Origin of the sequence: Sphingobium sp. CECT 9361, assembly GCF_918741285.1 — a bacterium.
Classification (GTDB): Bacteria; Pseudomonadota; Alphaproteobacteria; order Sphingomonadales; family Sphingomonadaceae; genus Sphingobium.
Map to the genome: position 1 here is coordinate 73,167 of NZ_CAKKNC010000013.1, position 18,720 is coordinate 91,886.

The following is an 18,720-nucleotide window of genomic DNA, read 5'->3' on the forward strand; positions in this document are numbered from 1 at the left end:
TCTCCGACATGGGAAAGACCGGGGCGGGCCGTAGCCCGCCCCAGAGAGGTTACACTACGCGGCCGAGATCGCCGTACACGAATGCCTGCGGGCGATAGATCGCCAGTGCAAGCCGCTCTTCTGCGCGGATCGTAACCTTGTTCTTGATGAAGTTGTCCTGATCTTCGGTCGACACCTCAACGGTCGCATCCTGCCGGTCAAAGATCTGAGCGCCGAGATTAAAGGCACCAACCAGCGCCTTGTCGACGGTCATTGCCTGCGTTTCGACCACTGGCAGACCCCACAGACGCTTATCGATGGTGCCCTGGGGATTGCCGATCAGGTATCGGCCCTGACCGTCCTTCGCCATCTCGATCGCTGCCATATCGATGGGGTTCATCACGATGCCGTTGGCGGGATATTCCGCCAGGGCCACCTGAAGGATCATCAGGCGGACGATATCGATCTGGCTCGAAGCGGTCAGTCCGCCAGCCGCTGCATACGCGGTCGCATTGGTGACGAGACCGGGCAGGTTCTGGCCGGTGCCAGACCCGTTGAGCAACTGCAGCTCTTCATTGTAGGCGAGACCATAGCGCAGGCGCTGATCGATCATCGACCGCAGGGTCGGGATATCAGCAAGCACCTGCACCGATGCACGCATCCAGTGTGCGATCGTGCGGACGGTGGCGACGGCATCTTCGAACTGCAGTTCCGACTGCGGCTTGGCGGTGCCTTCGGCTACGGGCGCCGCGTTGTTGGTGAACAGCTTCTCGCGTTCGTATTCGATCGAGTTGCTGGACGTGTTGCCAGGCGCAATCAGCGCACGCACGGTCATGCGGCGCTGCGGCAGCATTACGGGCGCTGCTCGGTCTGGACGGATCAAAGCACCAACGCTGCCAGCCGCATCGGTCGTCAGTGAAGAGATATCCTTCACATCGACGAGAATACGCCCACGCGGCCGGGTTTCGCCTGCGAACGCCTTGAACTTCTCGTCGGCAACGAAGCGCTCACCCGGTGTTGCAGGGCCATCTTCTTCCGAAGTGCGACGCGCCATCTTCTGCTCCATCTCGTCCATGCGAGACTTAGCTTCATTCATGCCGGTGATGGCCTGGTCAGCCAGCTCCTTGGCAGTGGCGGCAAGCGGAGTACCCTTTTCGGCTTCGGCAAGCGCCTTCTCGGCGATAGCCTTGACCTCATTGTGCTTGGTTTCGAAAGTGGCCTTAGTCTCGGCAGCCAGCTGCTCAATGGTTTTAGTCTGGGGAGGGTGACCCTCACCGTCGCGGATGTACCGCCCGAGGCGACGTTCATTGGCAGTGATCACGCCGAGGAAACCAATGGCGCCCAGCGCCATGAACATATTCTTCTTCATGTGTATTCTCCGTGAGAAAGGGATTAGGCGCGCATCAACTCAAGATAGCGGCGCATGTCATCATCGGCCTTTGCCTCGGGCTCCCCCCGAAGAAGTGGCGCAGCCTTGGCCGCAATCGCGACCGACAGGCTTTTCGAGCACCCTGAATCCCTCAAGAATTGCTCAAATTCGCGAACCGTCGGCACCTTGCCGTCGGCCATAATGTCCTTGACGCTGGAAATGAGAGCGCGCTCGTTCATCGGGATCGCCACAAGCGACGCCTCGTGCAGTCCGACCTCGATCAGTTCGCGAGCCTCTTCCGTGTAGCGCTCTTTAACGGCGCGATACCCGATCGATAAGCCAGAGAGAGCGCCGTCGCGGGCAAGTGCCAGCGCTTCCTGTCCGGTAGACGTCGCTTTCGAAATCTTGCCGGTCATCTTCAGACCCTTGGCCGTATCCTCAAACGAGTTCCAAACGCCGATCGGCAGACGCTGATCATGATAGAGAAGCATGGGAAGCGCCTTGCGACCCTTCAGAGTCTTGGTGAACGCGCCTGGCAGAATTACATCGCCGCCGTAATCGACGTTATTATAGGCTGCAGCCAAGCCCGTGATCGTACCGTCTTCGCTGACATCCTTCAGGTCCAGTGGAAAATCCAGATGTATCATCGCTATTCCTTTGTCCCGGCAATGACGTCCTGAAGCGGCACGTCCTGCATCTGCGCCATGAGCACATCGCCGCCGGCAATAGGGGGGAGCCCCTCGATTGCTCGGATCTCGTTCTTGGTCATGAACTGCTTCATGATGTTGTAGAAAGTGGCTCGACCTTCGCTATCGCCGCGCAGGAAGCCTTCGATGTTAAACTCGATCGACACGCCTGCATCGCGATCTGCGCGCGTTAGAAGCTGCTTTTCGAGGGCACCCTCTATGCGTTTGAGGCGCTTGCGCAGCTTGAACTTCACAAAGCCGAGCGTCTGTTCCTTGATGCTGCTGCCCAGCGTGGTGTTGCCTTCGGTGTGGCCCACAAGGTGCGGCGGAACATCAAAAATCCGGCAAATCTCTTCGACACCAAACTTGCGGCTTTCCAGCATCTGCGCATCGCCTGGATCGATCGACAGCGCTTCCCACTTAAGGCCACCATCCAGCAGCATCGGGCGTCCGGCGTTCGCCGACCCAATGAACTTCTCCTGCAGCAGCAGTTCCAGATCGGCGCGCTGCTCCTTCGTCAACGTCCCGCCTTCCTTCGTCAGGATGCCGCTCGATAGAACACCGTTTGCAAACACTCTGGCCGCTGCGCTGTCGGCTGATGCGGCGGCCGTAAATGCCTGACGGCACACCGTGAGCGGCGAGAGTCCGCCAAGAGGAGATCCGCCGAAGCCCCGGATGTGCAGCATTTGCTCCTGCGTCACGGTCCGCTGCCTGCCATCATCGGTCCATTTATATTCGATGTCGCCACTGGCCAGCCGCCGCGCATTGATAATGTCGGGCCGGATAGGCGTCAGTGCGGTGATATAACCGCCATTGCGCGCCGAGATCTCCGCATAGGCGTTGCCCTGCAGTTCGATCGAGGCGGCCATGAACTCCCAAAAGTCGAACGCAGACTGATCGTAGTTCGGGCTGGTATGCAGCAGCCAGTACAGCGGATGTTGTTTGTCCTCGACCGGCACACCACCGGGCCCGTTTCGATAGACGGTGAGGGGCAGCGATGCGATCGTCCCGGCAATAAAGTTGACGCACGCCCATGTGGTTGAAAGCCCCAGAACATTCTTGCTCGTGCCGGAATCGTTGTGTTCGGCGACCGTTATGCGGTTGGTGACGAAGTTATCCCGATCATGGGCGCCCGCAGGTTGCCCTCCGCGGAATACCGTCACGTCCTTGCGCTCCATCGACTGCGCATACCGAGCTTCGGCAGCAGCAGCACCAGCGGACAGTCTGTAGCCGGTCATGCGTAGCTCTTGATCCAGCTGTCGATGTCCAACGATTCGTCGGGCAACTGCATGGGTGCCATCGCATTGATGGTCGCATCGATGCCGTCGATCTTATTGAGCGACATCGGCGTCTCCTTTTTCGGCATGATCGATCCGTTGACCCGTCGGTCAACCACCGCATTCCCGGCCATCCACGTCATTACTGGATTGCCGTCGTGAACAATCTGATGCGCGCCAGCCTTGACCCGCGCTTCGAGATCCTTGGCAGGATCCGTGACATTGTTGGCGTTCTTCGACAGGATGCCGGCAAGCTCATTGTCACCGTCGCCCAGATCTTCATTCAGTTTCGACGCCATGGCCTGGGCTGCGGCAAACTGGTCGAACGTGATCTTCTTGACGTTCAGCGCCGAATGCAGCCGCCGAATGTGGCGCTCCACTTTGTTGTGATCGACGAAATCTCCGCGCGTCGTCCACAGGTGACGCCCAGCTTTCCACTGACGGTATAACTCGACGATCTGCTTGGATGCCGGGTCAGCTCGTGACAGTGCGGCATCTGGCAGGAAGAACCATGTTTTCAATAGCAGCTTGCCGCTCGCATCAATCGCCGCGAGCGCCACAGCTGTGATGTCATCCTTGTCGGCAAGGTCGGCGCCGATGTAGCAATCCAGTCCCCGGAAGTCCGATAGCTTCAATTTGTCGTTGCCGCAGGCAATCCACTGACTGACATTGAGCCATGCCGATGCAGCACCGATCCATATGTTCAGCCGCTTGGTTTTGAACTCACCTTCCGCAGATGGGCTGTTCTGTGCCTCTATTGCGTACTTTCGAAGCTCGTCCAGCTGCACCGCGGCGCCGAGAAGCGGATTGGCCTTACCCCAGTTCCGCTCATCGTAAGGATCGTCGCCCTTTTTGCGCTCCGGCGTGAAGTCTTTCGGGCCATCGAGCGTAAATATGATGCCGAAGATATGCTCGGCGATAACTGACCGCTCAAGCACCTTCGTCGCCATCGTCCGCTGCTCGTAGCAGACACCATGAGTATTCGATCCGGCTGTCGTAATCTGCCAGAGCATAGGCTGCTTACGGGCACCGAATGCCGAACGCATCACGTCATAGAGGCCGCGATCAGAGTGAGCGTGCAGCTCGTCCATCGTAACCAGGTGCGGGTTGTGACCGTCCTGAGTCTTGGACTTTGCATGCAACGGCTGCATGTAGCCACCATTGTCTGCGCACGTGATGGACTTTGCCCATGGGATAATCCCGAACGCCTCCTGCAGTTCGGGCATCTTCTCGACCATCCGTTTTGCGGGATGGAAAACCTTCTTCGCCTGGTCGAACGTCGTGGCGGCCGTCAGGATCTGCGGACCGACCTCATTCTCGCACGCCAGGCAATAGAGCGAGACGCCGGCCGTCTTGGTCGACTTCGCGTTCTTGCGGGCAACTTCCTCATACACAACCGTGAACCGACGTAGGCCCGTGGCTTTGACACGCCAGCCGAACACGACTGCGAGGATGAATATCTGCGCAGGCTCCAGGACGATGGTAGGCTTTTCCCAGACGCCCTCGATGTGCGGCAGCTTCTCCATGAAGTCGCAGATGTCATTGGCGTGCCACGGGTCGAACCGGTAGCCCCAGTCCTTAGCCCGTTGCCGCTTCAGATCGTCTAGGTGACGCTGCGCGGCGAGGCGAACCCACTTGCAATGATCAAGTTGTTGTTTGTCACCAGCGGCACGTTTCGCATATGCGAGCGCGATGCTGGCATAATCACGTGCGTGCCCGGTGTCCGTTCCGCGCGAACGGGTTGCCCGGCTTGGCGGCATCCGATGTTCCTCCGCCACCTACGCGGCTTTTCGGTCCGGCGATCCGCAGCAGCTCCTCGTGCTGACGAAGTACCGTGAGGTATGCGGCTGGCGGAGGTTCGCCCCCGGCCTTGAACGCCAGCCGCACCAAGGCTTCGAGCGAACAGTATCGCGCGAAAAGAGCGCTATCGACCTCGGTCACCCCTGCCGACATGACGCGCCCAATAGTTTCCTGCCACACGTCGATCGCGCCGGACGTGAGATAGTCGGGCATGATCGGCGGATCGCCGGGAACGATGATCTCTGTTTTGACGCCATCGCGGACCGGCTGAAATGTGCCGCGCGAAAGCTTTACCGAAGGGGTCTCCGGCTTCGGACCTCTCTTCATAGCGCTCTCCGAGAAGCGAATTACTCGCAATAACAGTAACATGAACGTGCAATTTAATTGGTGGCGAAAGTTTAATTCACCCCAAAGGTTTAATCCGCACGCGCGAAAATTTGACTAGGGGCGCGGTCAGGAGGCGGCCGGCTGGGGACTTTTCGACCCCCCCCTACCTCTGTCGAGAGGCGGCCGATGCCCGCGCGCTTTCCTTGGCAGTCTTGGCCTTGTGGCAGTCGTTGCAGATGCCCTGCATGTTGAGCCTGTCGCCGGTCCCACCTTCGGCCAGCGGGGTAATGTGATCCGCTGTCGTGGATGCCGTCACGCGGTTCACTGCGAGGCATGGTCGACACAGCGGCTCTTCACGCAACACGATGATGCGCATCTGTTGATGCGCCCAGCCATAGCCGCGAGCAGTTGTCTTGCGTTCCATGCTATGTGCCCAGGACTTCGGCTTGCCCGCAGGCTTGCCTATGCCAACCTTCACCTTGGGTGGACGGCTGGGCATCAGCCTCGACCACGGACCACAGCGCGTACCTCGTTGGCAATGCGCTCGGCCTCAGCGATCAGGCGATCGGCACGCTGCACACAGTGCGATGGCTCACCGTAGTCGAATGCAAGCAAGTGCAGGTCAGATGCCAGTTGCTCAAGCCTACGTGAAGCGGGCAGGGCTGTCGGCATCGATGACCTCCAGATACGACAACGCCCGCTCACCGTGTCTCGGTTGCGGGCGCAATTCCTATGCCGTGATATGTGCCACATACGGCACCCCCGATCAAGCGCTTTATCCAGTCCTGATATAGGGAATGACGCGCTCGGTCATGCACGCGACAGCCTGCAAGAACTCATCCCGTATCACTCCGGCATGCTTGCCCGAGCGTGGCACAATCTTCACCTTATGCGCGCCGTTCAAGATCCAGCGCTGCTCGCGACTGCCCCAGCGATCCATGGCCACCTGGGCATAGCTCTTGTCGTCCAGCGCCACGGCGCGCAGCGTATGAACCGTCGCGCCAATGCCGACCTCAGCGAACGACACATCGCCTGTAGCAAATAGTGCAGCCAGCAAGGGGCCATCACCACCACCACCGACATCATCGCGATTGAGCACCGAGCGAACAGGCGAGCGCTGGCCTGCCTCCCATGCGTTGCGATAGAAGCGCAGGGCGCGCAGTGTGTCGTCGCTGATGCCGGTTGCCTCGCGACGGGCCAGCTCCTCGAAATAGGGCTCTCGGCGATAAGCCTTGCCGATGGACACGGCAACCTTGCCCGGCTCGATGTCCACAATGTCCTGCATGGCATAGTTCGCGCGCAACTGCTGTTCAGGCGTTGGCGCTATTATGTCCTTCGGTGTCCGATCCGCGCGCTTTGCCGCATTCCGTCGACGTGCCATTACCCTGTAACTCCGTTCTCTTCTTGTTCTACCTGTGTGTCGGGTGCAGCGCCAGCACCTGACCGACCATTTCCGTGACCTCGTGCCGCTGTTCATCCGTCAGTGGCTCAGGCTCCGGGCGCCATTCACGCTCATGCTTGAGCACGAGGAACTTCGCGCGCGACCAAAGCCAGTCCCTGCGGTTACGGCTGGGCGCCGCTGCTGCGATGATGTCGGCGACCGAGGGGAAGAACCGGGCCTCGCGGATCAGCTTCTGATAGGCGAAACGCAGATCGTGCAGCGGGATCGTCCGCAGGGTTTTCCAGTAGATCTCCAACCTTGCCGCGGCTTCCGTGTCGGATGACTGGGCTTTCGGCAGCGCGATCGACAGCTCGCCCAGCATCTTGTTCACGTGACCGCGCTCCGGCAGCGGTGGCGGAGGTGCGGCAAGATATTCGCGCAGGGCATTGGCGCTAACCGGGCCGACGGCTGGCAGGTCGAGGATGTTGCCCGGCGTTTCAAGCAGATCCTGCAGCTTCTGAGGCAAGGATGGCGCGGACCATGGGATCTCGGATGTCGTCACGGTCTGATGGTCGGTTGTGGTGGCGAGGTGTCCCATCTTCGTCAGCTTTCTCAATCCATGTTCGAAATGCGGCTTGCCAGTCTTTCGACGTTCGGCCCTTGTCGGAGGCGTGATCGCGGAAGCGGCGAAGCTCCCGCTCGATCTTGCCCGGTGGCCATCCATCGACGATCTGCTGCGCCCGTGCTGTCAGGATGGGCTGCCAGTCATCCGGCAAGCGGGATGCGGCCCTCGTACGCGTGGGTGTTTCTCTCACGGGGGTGTGGGTGGGGGTGGGTTTGTTGGAGGGGTCTGGGGAGGAAGAAAGGGAGGGGGCGGGAGAGGGGGTGACGGCGTCAATGTCCTGTGACTGTCCTGTGACTGTCCTGTGACTGTCACGCTCCCGGTCACGCTGACGACGTTTCCGTTCGGCGGCCTTCGCCCTGGCTTCATCCACTTGACCCTGCGCCTGCTCCACAGCGTCCACCGCCATGATGATAGCCTCTATCGGCGCGCCCGCTTCTACCATGCGCCGCATCAGCGCTCCGATGCTCACAGCGTCACCACGATGCGTCCAGCCGGTACCGGCTCATGAAACAGGAACGTCAGATCGAAATGCGCATCATCGACCCTGATCGCATCGGCGACGCCATCAAGGATGCTCTTGCATGCGCCCTTCATCCCGTCCTGATCGCGACGGCGACGGTCCGGTGGATAGACGTCGATCAGGACACTGACCTTGCTGCCATCGGCGCTCCACTCCGGCACTAGCTTCGCTTCCAGTGCCAAGCCCCACGCCAGCTCTCGTTGCGCCTTCACGAGGCCGCTGTAGGCGCGCCAATGGTGACTCTGGCGGAAGTTCGGCCATACTTGCGGCGCAGGCCAAGGCATCACGATCGAATTGACCGGGGCAGCGAAGGGCGCTGGCATAACAGATGTCGCCCTGCGCTTGGCTGGGGCCTTTGCTGCCACACCGCACAAAGGATGAAACCACCGCCGTTTCATGCTCCGGCGCGAACCGACTGCTGCAACTGGCCGGTGACGTGGAACTTCTCCATGTCGACCTGGATCTGGCGCTCGATGATCGCGCGTGCATCGGCCGCATTCAGGCCCTTCGAATAGATCAGACGTTTGTAGTCATCCCGATATTCGATTGGGCACCACTGGTAATAATTGCGCAGGCGTGACGCGACAGCCCGGCGACGCGGTTCCGACCCTTTGGGCATCGCCGCATGTCCCACCTTGCCCAATCCAAGCGCACGCGCCTGTTCGCGCAATACCGCCAAGCGCTCGGGGTTTGCCGCGAGCATGCGGCGCAGGCCATCATGGGCCTTGGCGAGGTTCTGTGCCTTGAACACCGGATCCGCGAAGTGCGCCTTCATGATCGCACGTGACTTGGCAATCCGGCTGGGGTTGCTGCCATTGGCCTTGCGCGAGCATGCCTGGCACAGTGTTGTCGTGCGCCGTGGGTGGTTCGTGCGCGGCGCTCCGCACGTCGAGCACGTGTATCCGGTGTCTGTCATTGTGTCCTGCCCTGCAGTTCGGCCTTGATCTGCTGCGCCTTTGCCAGCGCGCGGCGCCGATCCTCATCATCACGGACCTTGCGCGCCTCTACCGCCACACGGCGACGCTCGCGCAGCGCGGTGGCTGCGGGATGACGCACATAGTGGCGATAGAGGTTGATGATCCGCGCACGCATCAGTCGAGACCGAGCGCCGCCTTGTACGTCTCCAGAAGCGCTTCGGCTTCCTGACGCACATGGTTTTCCATCTTGCGGAGCCGGACGATCGCCTTGACGGTCTTCACGTCGTATCCGGTCGATTTAGCTTCGCCGTACGTGTCCTTAATATCGTCAGCGATGCCCTTCTTTTCCTCCTCCAGCCGCTCGATACGTTCGATCAGGAGGCGGAGTTGGTCGGCAGCTACATTTGGTTCTGACATGATAGTTCCTTTTGTTCAGCAGGCATCGATGAAGCGGAGTTGGCGCGGATCCGGCTGGACCTTCGCGCGCAGGGCGACTTCCACCATGCGCGCGGCGTCGGGCCACTGGTCGAGAGCGCGGCACATAAGGATCGAGGCTATCGCGCGATCGCCAGCGATCAGCGCGGCAATGCCATCCTCCAGATCACGGACGCACGGCTCCATGCCCGCTATCGCGTTTTCCGTGATCTCCTCTTCGTCAGGAGCTTCGCTGGGATCGATGTAACCCGCTACTGCGGCGCATTCTGCTGCATCTACGTCCACGTCGATATCGACCGTGTCATGCTCATCGATGATGTTGAGCGCTGAGGATGGCAGCGCCTGAAGCTCCAGTGCATCCATGAGGGTGCGGACCGGGACGGATACGGTTTGCATCATGATCGGACCCTCACGCGTTCATCGGCATAATGCCGCACAGGACACCTGGGCGATCATCACTGGAGAAGAGGAACAGATCCCGCGTACCCGCCATCGCGATGCGCAAGGTCGATGTGGTGCCGAATGCCTGTGCCACAGCCATTGCGAACTGGAAGTTGACGCCGATCGTCAGCGGTTCACCGACATAGTCACCCTCGATCGGCTCCACGGCGCGGCCACCGTCCGATGCGGCACCTGAGGCTTCGCAATGATCGGGGCCGAGCTCTAGCCGCACCGCACGTGTCTTGCCATCGGACGCGGCGCCGGCGGCCCGAATGCAGCGAATGAACTCGGCGGACTGCACCGTCAGCACATTGTCATTCTCACGTCGCGGCAGCACCCGCTGATAATCCGGATATGTGCCGTCCACGAGCTTGGCGCTGAGCGTGGCATTCTTGTACGCGACGATGAACTGCGAGCCCGTGACGTTCACCGTGATCATCTCATCGGCCTTGGCGTCTCCCAATAGCTGCCCGATCAACTTCACGCCCTTCGACGAGATGATGACGCCGCGCATCTCGTCAGCTTTGTCGGGCAGGCCACCCTGCACCTGCATCACGCGATGCCCATCGGTGGCAGCGGCGAACAGGCGGCCGTCTTGAACGTGCAGGAATACGCCGCACAGGTAGTAGCGCGTTTCTTCCGTGCTTTGCGCTACCCGCGCCGTCTCCAGCATGATCGCCAGCCGCTCGGCAGGCATGACAAATGCTGTCGTCTCACCGCGGGGTTTGCCCATCGGGAAGTCGTCTGCCCGAATCGTGGGCAGCTTGCGGCTGGAACGACCCTGCCGGATCGTCATCGTCCCCGCGTCGAGCGTCACGTCGATCATGCCCGGGCGCATCGTATCGATGGCGCCGATCAGCCGGTCGGCCGGAACGGTCGTGTCCATATCCGCACCGAAGCATGCAAGGCCCTGCTCGAACCACGTGTCGAGATCGGTGCCCACGACCGTGAGCCAGCCGCTCTTTGCCATCAGGCGGAAGTTGGATAGGATCATGATCGTGTTTCGTGCCTCGATCACGGCATTGACCGAGCGGATTGCAGCCAGCAGCGCATCGCGATCAACGCGCAAGGTGGTGCGGTCAATCTGCCCGGTGGTATCGGCAGCAGCGGGTCGTTCAAGGGTATCGACGTCTGTCATGGTCATTCCTTTCAATGGCGCAGGAAGGCGATGGTGCGGTCGGACTGCCAGCACAGTGCGCAGGTTGCGCAGCAGTCGGTTTTGTTGAGCTGGGAGGGGCAGACGATGTGCGGGGTCGGCTCGTCGCGCTCGATCGTCTCGGCGCCCAGGCTGTGGAAGCCAGCGCCTGAGAAGCGCAGGGCGAACCGGTCCCAGCCGTTCACCGCCATGTCGAGAAGCTGCGCACCGATCTCGCTCTCGGGCGGGTGTGCGGTGTATCCGAACACGTGAAGCGCCGGGAACTGGGTCAGGGCATCGCGCCAGAACTGCACATAGTCAGCGGAATAGAAGTCGCCCAATATGTGGATGCGCACGACGAAGCCGCCCGGGTGGCGCTTTTGTAGCGCCGCGAGCTCATCGTGCAGCTTGGCTTCGAACGCCTCGCCGCCAATGTGCCGGCGGGCATAGGGCATGTTGTTGCCGTAGCAGCTTGCCCACTGCTTGCAGGACGAAGGGCAGGTGGCGCACTCTTCAAGGGTCAGGGTGAAAATCCGGAAGCCCCTCCACTTCCCCTTCATGACCTTGCGGCCGATCTTGCGCTGGTTGAGCCCGTCGATCAGCACCCGTGGCGAGACGGACGCATGCACGACCGTCGAGGGGAACAGCGTGCGGGCCGTCTCCATGGCGGAGTGACCCGGCATCAACACTACACCGCCGCGGCGCCCGACCGGCTTGGCGATACGGTGCTGGCTTCCGCCATAGGCCCGTACAGGATGCTTGCGCGCGGCCGTCACGCTGCGGCATCCTGAACGCGGGCTTCATCATGCTCCAAATCGAGCAGGTCGAAGAGCGACGGGACGGCCATCTGATCTTCGGTCTCGCGCAGGTAGGATACGCTGCACGCCCAGTAATCGGGATTGAGCTCGCTGCCGGCGCCGCGCCGATCCTTTAACAGTGCGCGCATCGGTACGGTGCCCAGACCGCAGAAGGGGTCAAACACCAGATCGCCGGGATTCGAGTAGCGGTCGATAAGGCGATCGACGATATCGAACTGCAGCGGGCACACATGCTTCTCGCGACCCTTTTGGACCTGCTCGCCGTTCAGCGTTCGCATGCGCACGACGTCATCCCAGACGTCAGGATGATGGCTGCCCGGGGAGATCGCCATATATGTGCGGGGCAGGTGGCCGCGCTCGTCATTCTCCGGCCGGGCATCGATGGCTTCGCCGATGTCGATATGCGTCTTGTGGCAGTGGATCAGGTCGCGCGTTTCCTCACGGAAGCGCTTGACGATCCGGCCCGTCGCCATGTCCTTGAACCGGTCGGCGACTTCCCAGAGCTCAGGGATCATCATCGGACGGTCGCCGCTCGAACGCCAGAATGCGTGCGCATCGACCTGCCAGCGCGCCAGACTATATTCGTCCTTCGCCTTCGTCACGGGCACATCAGCGTAACCGCGGCTGCGATCCGTCTGAGGTTTGCGCATCAGCAGAACATATTCGGGGCTGCCGCACCCCATCTTGGTCCCGTCCTTCAACATCTCTGTGTAGGACAGGCGGTACGTCTGGTTGTTCTCCCGCACGACATCGGTGACGACCGTGATCATGCCCATGAACTGGAAACCGTGGCGCATGTAGTGCTCGATGCACCGGGCGTGGAACGGGTTTACCGTCGGCACGCCATCGCCGGTGACGGACCCGAACAGTATCCGGTCCTTCACGTGGATGCAGGCCAGCCGCCCCGGGGCCAATGCGCGCATCAGGGCCGGGGTCAGGAAGCCCATCTGCGCAAAGAAGTGCGCGTCGTCGTCGGTGTGACCGAAGTCGTTGTAGCTCGGCGTATATTCATAATGATTGGAGAAGGGGATGCTGGTGACGATCAGGTCGACCGATCCCTCGTCCAGTTGCCGGGCTTCCTCCACGCAATCATTGTGGGCGAGCGTCCAGCCGGTGCCGCTCTCTACGCGACGCTCGCATCCAATGGCCCGCTTCATTCCCTCGGCTGCGGCTGAGTGATTGAGCCCATAGGTGCGGATCAGGTCCGACATGGTGACGCGAAACTCGTCGTCACGTGCCCATTTCGCCTTCAGGTCGCGGACGACTTCGCTTTCGGTTTCCGCATAGATGATGTCGATCTGGACCGGGAACTCCTGCCCAAATCGCTGTATGCGGTGGATCGCCTGTATGAAGTCGCGGAACTTGTGGCCGATGCCGATGAAGATCGCCCGGTGACAGTAGCGCTGGAGATTGACGCCCCCGCCGAGCATGACTGGCTTTGCAGCGATCAGTCCGAGTTGCCCGGTGGCGAAGCGCGAAACGATGCCCTCACGAACCTCCAGCTTCTGCGCGCCGAACACTGCCTCGCACTCTGGCAGGGCGAGCTCCAGTGCCCGACGCTCATCTTCCAGATCATGCCAGAGTATGAAGTTATCGGCGTCTGACGCGGCTACGATCTCGACAGCTTTATCGATGCGGACATCAAGGGTGCGGCGCTTTTCGCGGCTGGCCTCGACAATGCCGAGCGCCGCGTTACGCATCAGGCGGCCCTGTCCGTTGCTCTCGGCTGTCGCATCGGCGATGTCGGTTGTGACGCAGTGCCAGCGAACCTCGATCGGGGGCAGGTCATAGCCTTCGTCGGAGAAGCCGAGATCTGACGGGCGCTGAATGCAGACCGCCCAGCTGTTCACCCACGTCCAGAACTCATCGACCTTATGCGGGTAGAGCGTAAGATCGCCCGCCTTCTGCGCATTACGCTGGAAGAAGCGGGTCAGCGCCTGGCCGGTGTCCATGATGCCAAGGAAACCGGCGTAGTGGATCATTTCCTTGTAGCGGTTCGGTGCGGGCGTGGCGGTCGCAACAAAGCGATAGGGCACCGCTTCGAAGAGGGGCAGAAACTCCTGAAACGTCTTCGATCCATAGGACCGCAGCACGTCAGCTTCATCAAGGCTGGCGGCGCGGAAGCGGGAGATCGTGATCTTCCCTTCGCGCACGCTCTCGTAGTTAGTAAGGAAAATGCCGCCGCAGTCACCGGATGCTTCGATATCGGCATCCGACTGCACAAAGCGCACCGGTATATCGAGCAGCTCAGCGTCTTTGATGAATTCGCGACGGACGTTCAGGGGGACGACGATCAGTCCATCGGGGCGGAAGCCCTCGGCGGCTTCGAGCTTACGCAGAATTATGTCGATGATCAGCAGTTGCTGCATCGTCTTGTGGAGCCCGAAGCTTTCGAACAGCCCGCGCCGACCGCCTTCAACCGCCCAGCGCACGATATGACGGACATGCGGTTTCATTTCCCGGCCGTCAGTCAGGTGCGTGCGAACCTCGTCCAGCGCGCAGGGCAGACCCGCGGGCAGCGCCATCGCGATCTTCGCTTCTAGAAACGCGCGGTAATCGCCGGTTTCGCTGGGTTGCAGTTCATCATCCGCAGGAACGACCATCGCCGCACCTGCGCTCTCGCGCATATCCATGTTCATGTCTCCGGTGCGGCTGGGCCGCGTTATCAGTGTCTCAGCTTGCGGCGGCCCTCAGGCGTACGGTGTTTCGGCGGTTGTCGAGCATCGTGGAAATGTCGTGCAGCAGGTCGATCACGCCCGCCTTATCCAGCTCGCGCACATCTGCGTCACAGCACTGGCCGTCGGCGAGCAGGGTCATCAGCAACGGCAGCGCCTTGGCGATCGCGACTGGGATAGACCCCACATCGCCAACGCACACCGCATCGACAGGGACAGCCTTTGCACCGATCAGCGCCATCACCGTGGAGAGGGAAGCAGGTCCGAACGCCTTGCCGATCGACAGCATGGCAACCGAAGACAGGTCGCCTTTGCGGTTACGGGCGTTGCCGACGGTGGCGGCGGACGTGCCGAGCAGATCGGCCATGTCCTGGTCGGACAGCCCGCCTTCGCGCGCAGCGACGCCGATCATCGTCTGGCTGATCGCCTCGCGATAAGAACTTTGGGTGAGACGGTGCGAATTGCCCAACACGTTGGGTGCGCGCGAGGCTAGACCGGCATCATGAGAACGCACAGACATCACGCCGCCTCCCGATGCACATTCGGGCACTCGCGCACATTGCACGCCCGCACAGTCGGATCGTCCAGCCGGTGGTCGCAGGTGGTGCATAGGGCAGGGGATGCAGCACCCACCTCGATAAAGAGGCGGACCTTTGCCTCAGTAGCGGGCCAGACCTTGCGACCGTTGCGAATGTCCCGCACAAAATGCGGATCATTCAATGCCTTTCGTCCGAAGGTAACCTCGGACATGCTACACTCGGAGGTGAAGCGCTCAATATCCTTAAGGAGTTCTGGGTGCTGGAGCATGATCAATGCTTAACGTAGGATGCGTCCTACCGTCAAGCGAAATACATAGGACAAGTCCTAGTATAGATGTTGGCCTACAAATGTGGGATGCGCCCTACATGGAAAAGCCCCTTGAGACGGCACTTCAGGCCTTCGTGCGGAAGGCGATCGCGCAGACGCCGCGAGCGCGCGATCACTTTGACAGCCTCATACGTCGCCAATCGGGGACGAAGGGCAAACCACTTTATGACCTGTCGCGGGGCAAAGGGCTCAAGCCCAGTGCGACCATGTTGGGTCATATGGCTGCGGCGCTAGACCAGCCGCTAGAATTGTTGGTTAAGGCTGCGCAAGGCGAAGATGTCGAGCCGGTCGCGACTGGGCTACTTCCTTCGCCGACGGACCGACATACTAAAGACATTGATGTTGAGGAAAACGACACGGCGGACGTCCAGGAGATGGATCTGGCCTATGGCATGGGCGGGGGCACGTATCTCGATGTGCCGGTAAAGAGCACGCCGCTGACGTTTTCGCGCAAGTGGCTTCGCATGTTCACCGAAGCACCGCCTGAGAAGATCTTCGTCGCGCGCGGCATGGGTGATTCCATGATGCCCACGATCCTTGATGCAGACATCGTTCTCATCGACACTTCAGACAATCGCGTCATGGCGGGCGATAAGATCTGGGCCGTGGCATACGGGCAAACCGGATTGATCAAGCGGCTCCGGCCGATGCCCGACGGCAGTGTGAAAATCCTGTCGGACAATCCCAGCGTGCCGTCGGAGACGGCATATGATGGCGAACTGAACGTAGTGGGACGCGTCGTGGCGATCGTGCGGAAAACCTGATCCCAATGGCGCTAGACCGTCTTACTGTGACCGAAGTAATGAGGGCCACGAAGAGCGGACAAACTCGCCCTTTCCAATGCATCCTAGAGGATGGGCAGATCTACGCCGTGAAGGGGCGTGGTGCCCAACCACATGGTCTTATCGCTGAAGTATGTGCGGCTCGCCTCGGGCGTCTTATAGATTTGCCGGTGCCGGATTTTGTGATAGCTGACGTGCCCGACGCACTAATCAGAGAATCCACCCTCGAAGGTGTTTGGTCAGGGCTAGGGGCTGGACCCGCCTTTGGCTCGAAGTGGCACGATGCTGCAGAGCCGATCACACCTTCAATGAGAGATCGGTCTGATCCTTATATACTCGCAACCATTTATGTGTTTGATCACTGGATCGCCAACGCGGATCGTACCCTTGGGGAAACTGCCGGCAATCCAAATCTTCTTTATAAGCTGGCAGATGGCAGCCTTGTAGTTTTCGATCATAATCTCTCGTTTGATTCAGAATATTCGTGCAATGAACTATATTACCATGCCGGGCGGACCAGCTGGCAAAAGGTGTGCCAGGATGTCTCATTTCGTAACGACATCCTCATGAAATTGGCGTACGCATTTCATAAATTAAACGAGATTATGTCGGATTTGCCTGATGAGTGGCTAGAGGATGCTCCTTGGATGCCCGGATTAGTGTTGCAAACGCTTGAACGTAAGAACCACAAGATTTTTTGGGATCAGTTAGGATGAAGGAAGTCTATCGCTACTCCATCATTCGGTTTCAGCCATTTGCAGACCTCGGCGAGTTCGCAAATGTTGGTGTCGTTGCAATTAGTCCATCTCATGGGGCTGCGGCGTTCAAGATCGCGCGGAAAAGGTTCGGGCGCCTTCATGACTTTTTTGGTGACGATGCATATCGGGCATACGGACCGGCGGTAGATTATCTGCGAGAGGAACTGGGCCGCTTGGTGATGTATGGCGGTTTGGGCGCCAGCCGAGAGGCAATCCAGATATTCAATCACCTCACGCGCGAACACGAATCTACGCTTGTCTTCAGCGAGGTACGCACTGTCCTTTTTGAGGCAGGAATAGACGAGCTTGTGCGATCGCTGTTTGCGAGGCTCGTGATGCGCCAGCTGCAAGAAGCCAATGATCTCACCTTGATAACGGAAATCCGGCAGGCGTTGCGAGAAAACGGGATTAGAAGTTTTAAAGCCATTCGGCTGGATGACGATGTCGTTCCCGTCAAATTCCCAATAGCCAATGATGATGGTCGCCTGCGTGCCATACATCCCCTTGCTTTCAATCAAAAAACGCCTTTAGCTGTTTTTGATCATGGATCACTGTGGAGGAAGCGCCTGAGCTATTTGTTGAACCAAAACAAGATTGACGAAGGTGCCGTTCTATTAGCAGTGGAACCGCCCGAAAACGGTGCGAGCCGGTCGATCCAACATGCATTCAACGAAGCTATGGGCGAGATACAATCGCTGCCGTTCGAACAGGTCGAAGGGCAAATACATGGGCAAGTAAATCCCCGGATCATCCAATTTGCGGATGCAGTGATCAGCAGGCGCAGCCCACTGTTCAACTAATTCTATGCGCCAACTATCCCTTGCCGTCGTGGGCGCCCAGTTCTCCAACGCCAACGCTAAGGGTCCGACACGCCTCTTTGAGATCCGTATCTGTGCGCCAGGCGAGCATGTCGATCTGATCCCCGAGCCCAGAAACCCAGCCGATCCACGAGCCATCGCGGTCTATAGCTGTCGTGGTATCCAGCTAGGCTACCTGACAGCCGAGCGCGCCCCTTGGATTGGCAACATCCTGCGGCAGGGATTGGAAATCCGAGCCATCTTTCAGTCTGCTACGCAAAGCGGCGCTATTATTCGCGCGACGTTGGACGGGAGCAATCCTGCCTTACCTCCGCCACCTCCGGCGCGACCAGCCGCAGATGACGACTTTTGGCCAGATTATATCCCGCCTGACGAGTAGATAGGACATATCCCACTTTCCTATTGCAAGGTAGGACGCGTCCTACTACAAGCATTCCATCACCTGACCTCTTCCGCCTCATGCGGTTGACGCGAGACGGTTCTGGGAGGCCAGTATGTTTCACAAGCAATCACGCGATCTGCCCGATCCATTCGCCTATGAGTGGATGGACGACGCCCCCAATGTTCCCATATTCAAAATCCTCGTCAGCTGCGCTGCGCTCTGGGCGATGATTATCGGCACATTGTGGGCGTGGCTGGATTGGGTCTCGTGACCGCCATCCTGTCGCTCGCCATTCCCGCGCTGATCGGCATCGCCCTGATCGCTCGCGCCGTTCGTCGCAACGACGTCGACACCGCCATCACCACCGTGAGCGCGATGATCGTCTTCTTCGGGATCGTCCTGCCATGAGGGTCCGCATCCATACGACGGGCACGGACCCGTTGCGCAAGGTGCCGCGCACTGCATGGCAGGCGGAGCGGGAGAGGGGCGTGATCCTGCCCATGGCGCAGCCTGCGCGCGACCAGAGCCGCCACCGCTTCACGGTCGCGGCCATCGGCGCGCTGCTCACGCTGTTCATGCTTATAGCGCTGCAGGTGTTCTCGTGATCGATCATGCACCCCTGCGCGCCGCGGCTGTCCGGTCGTTCGCGCAATCCGCCGCCGTGGTCGCGACGTGCAGCCGCATCCAGTTTCCCAATGACCGGGGAGGTTGTCGTACGTCCCCCCGCA

26 protein-coding genes are annotated in these 18,720 nt (G+C 60.1%); 7 read left to right on the top strand and 19 right to left on the bottom strand.

The genetic code is table 11. The features are described 5' to 3' along the window. Positions 1–49: 49 nt before the first annotated feature. The 19 genes from LQ220_RS16875 to LQ220_RS16965 all read right to left on the bottom strand — a co-directional run bounded on the left by LQ220_RS16875 (position 50) and on the right by LQ220_RS16965 (position 15,135). Positions 50–1,348: a phage major capsid protein gene (locus LQ220_RS16875; protein WP_230189298.1), complete on the bottom strand. Its 1,299-nt coding sequence runs from the start codon at positions 1,346–1,348 to the stop codon at positions 50–52. A gap of 23 nt (positions 1,349–1,371) precedes the next feature. Next, complete coding sequence (locus LQ220_RS16880) at positions 1,372–1,995, bottom strand: HK97 family phage prohead protease (RefSeq protein WP_230189299.1); 624 nt, start codon at positions 1,993–1,995, stop codon at positions 1,372–1,374. A gap of 2 nt (positions 1,996–1,997) precedes the next feature. Beyond that, positions 1,998–3,272, bottom strand: coding sequence for a phage portal protein (locus LQ220_RS16885; protein ID WP_230189300.1), 1,275 nt, complete (start codon positions 3,270–3,272; stop codon positions 1,998–2,000). Continuing rightward, on the bottom strand, positions 3,269–5,071 hold the full coding sequence (locus LQ220_RS16890) for a terminase large subunit (protein ID WP_230189301.1): 1,803 nt from the start codon (positions 5,069–5,071) through the stop codon (positions 3,269–3,271). Before LQ220_RS16890 ends, LQ220_RS16885 begins: the two co-directional genes overlap by 4 nt. After that, the gene (locus tag LQ220_RS16895; RefSeq protein ID WP_230189302.1) at positions 5,016–5,438 is read right to left on the bottom strand and encodes a hypothetical protein; all 423 of its coding nucleotides are present in this window, start codon (positions 5,436–5,438) and stop codon (positions 5,016–5,018) included. Before LQ220_RS16895 ends, LQ220_RS16890 begins: the two co-directional genes overlap by 56 nt. Positions 5,439–5,601: 163 nt before the next feature. Beyond that, positions 5,602–5,862, bottom strand: a complete 261-nt coding sequence (locus LQ220_RS16900; RefSeq protein ID WP_230189303.1) for an HNH endonuclease signature motif containing protein — start codon at positions 5,860–5,862, stop codon at positions 5,602–5,604. Between the two features lie 351 nt (positions 5,863–6,213). Continuing rightward, positions 6,214–6,819, bottom strand: a complete 606-nt coding sequence (locus LQ220_RS16905; protein WP_230189304.1) for a hypothetical protein — start codon at positions 6,817–6,819, stop codon at positions 6,214–6,216. Between the two features lie 28 nt (positions 6,820–6,847). Further along, a complete protein-coding gene (locus LQ220_RS16910) occupies positions 6,848–7,345 on the bottom strand; it encodes a hypothetical protein (RefSeq protein ID WP_230189305.1) in 498 nt (165 codons plus the stop codon). Beyond that, complete coding sequence (locus LQ220_RS16915) at positions 7,317–7,895, bottom strand: hypothetical protein (protein ID WP_230189306.1); 579 nt, start codon at positions 7,893–7,895, stop codon at positions 7,317–7,319. Before LQ220_RS16915 ends, LQ220_RS16910 begins: the two co-directional genes overlap by 29 nt. 14 nt (positions 7,896–7,909) lie before the next feature. Then, positions 7,910–8,287: a hypothetical protein gene (locus LQ220_RS16920; RefSeq protein WP_230189307.1), complete on the bottom strand. Its 378-nt coding sequence runs from the start codon at positions 8,285–8,287 to the stop codon at positions 7,910–7,912. A gap of 71 nt (positions 8,288–8,358) precedes the next feature. After that, positions 8,359–8,880: a hypothetical protein gene (locus LQ220_RS16925; protein ID WP_230189308.1), complete on the bottom strand. Its 522-nt coding sequence runs from the start codon at positions 8,878–8,880 to the stop codon at positions 8,359–8,361. After that, positions 8,877–9,056 carry a hypothetical protein gene (locus tag LQ220_RS16930; RefSeq protein ID WP_230189309.1) on the bottom strand — a complete coding sequence of 60 codons (180 nt, stop codon included), beginning with the start codon at positions 9,054–9,056 and terminating at the stop codon, positions 8,877–8,879. The genes LQ220_RS16925 and LQ220_RS16930 overlap by 4 nt, the downstream gene beginning before the upstream one ends. Further along, a complete protein-coding gene (locus LQ220_RS16935; protein WP_230189310.1) occupies positions 9,056–9,298 on the bottom strand; it encodes a DUF2312 domain-containing protein in 243 nt (80 codons plus the stop codon). The genes LQ220_RS16930 and LQ220_RS16935 overlap by 1 nt, the downstream gene beginning before the upstream one ends. A gap of 15 nt (positions 9,299–9,313) precedes the next feature. After that, positions 9,314–9,715 (bottom strand): hypothetical protein, encoded by a 402-nt coding sequence (locus LQ220_RS16940; protein ID WP_230189311.1) that lies wholly within the window; start codon positions 9,713–9,715, stop codon positions 9,314–9,316. A 10-nt stretch (positions 9,716–9,725) separates the two neighbouring features. After that, a complete protein-coding gene (gene dnaN, locus LQ220_RS16945; RefSeq protein ID WP_230189312.1) occupies positions 9,726–10,895 on the bottom strand; it encodes a DNA polymerase III subunit beta in 1,170 nt (389 codons plus the stop codon). An 11-nt stretch (positions 10,896–10,906) separates the two neighbouring features. Next, the gene (locus LQ220_RS16950) at positions 10,907–11,668 is read right to left on the bottom strand and encodes a hypothetical protein (protein ID WP_230189313.1); all 762 of its coding nucleotides are present in this window, start codon (positions 11,666–11,668) and stop codon (positions 10,907–10,909) included. Further along, complete coding sequence (locus LQ220_RS16955) at positions 11,665–14,343, bottom strand: DNA methyltransferase (RefSeq protein WP_230189314.1); 2,679 nt, start codon at positions 14,341–14,343, stop codon at positions 11,665–11,667. The genes LQ220_RS16950 and LQ220_RS16955 overlap by 4 nt, the downstream gene beginning before the upstream one ends. Before the next feature lie 40 nt (positions 14,344–14,383). Beyond that, a complete protein-coding gene (locus LQ220_RS16960) occupies positions 14,384–14,905 on the bottom strand; it encodes a hypothetical protein (RefSeq protein ID WP_230189315.1) in 522 nt (173 codons plus the stop codon). Further along, positions 14,905–15,135, bottom strand: a complete 231-nt coding sequence (locus tag LQ220_RS16965; RefSeq protein ID WP_230189316.1) for a hypothetical protein — start codon at positions 15,133–15,135, stop codon at positions 14,905–14,907. The genes LQ220_RS16960 and LQ220_RS16965 overlap by 1 nt, the downstream gene beginning before the upstream one ends. Positions 15,136–15,290: 155 nt before the next feature. Between LQ220_RS16965 and LQ220_RS16970 the strand changes: the two genes are divergently transcribed. The 7 genes from LQ220_RS16970 (at position 15,291) to LQ220_RS17000 (ending at position 18,597) form a co-directional block, all read left to right on the top strand. Beyond that, positions 15,291–16,016, top strand: coding sequence for a S24 family peptidase (locus LQ220_RS16970; RefSeq protein WP_230189317.1), 726 nt, complete (start codon positions 15,291–15,293; stop codon positions 16,014–16,016). A gap of 38 nt (positions 16,017–16,054) precedes the next feature. Then, positions 16,055–16,750: a HipA family kinase gene (locus tag LQ220_RS16975; protein WP_354958041.1), complete on the top strand. Its 696-nt coding sequence runs from the start codon at positions 16,055–16,057 to the stop codon at positions 16,748–16,750. After that, a complete protein-coding gene (locus LQ220_RS16980) occupies positions 16,747–17,592 on the top strand; it encodes a DUF3037 domain-containing protein (RefSeq protein WP_230189319.1) in 846 nt (281 codons plus the stop codon). Before LQ220_RS16975 ends, LQ220_RS16980 begins: the two co-directional genes overlap by 4 nt. 4 nt (positions 17,593–17,596) lie before the next feature. Beyond that, positions 17,597–17,989 (top strand): HIRAN domain-containing protein, encoded by a 393-nt coding sequence (locus tag LQ220_RS16985; RefSeq protein WP_230189320.1) that lies wholly within the window; start codon positions 17,597–17,599, stop codon positions 17,987–17,989. Between the two features lie 115 nt (positions 17,990–18,104). Continuing rightward, entirely contained in the window at positions 18,105–18,263 is a 159-nt protein-coding gene (locus LQ220_RS16990; protein ID WP_230189321.1) for a hypothetical protein, read from the top strand. Then, positions 18,260–18,400: a hypothetical protein gene (locus tag LQ220_RS16995; protein ID WP_230189322.1), complete on the top strand. Its 141-nt coding sequence runs from the start codon at positions 18,260–18,262 to the stop codon at positions 18,398–18,400. The genes LQ220_RS16990 and LQ220_RS16995 overlap by 4 nt, the downstream gene beginning before the upstream one ends. Continuing rightward, the gene (locus tag LQ220_RS17000; RefSeq protein WP_230189323.1) at positions 18,397–18,597 is read left to right on the top strand and encodes a hypothetical protein; all 201 of its coding nucleotides are present in this window, start codon (positions 18,397–18,399) and stop codon (positions 18,595–18,597) included. Before LQ220_RS16995 ends, LQ220_RS17000 begins: the two co-directional genes overlap by 4 nt. Positions 18,598–18,720 lie beyond the last annotated feature (123 nt).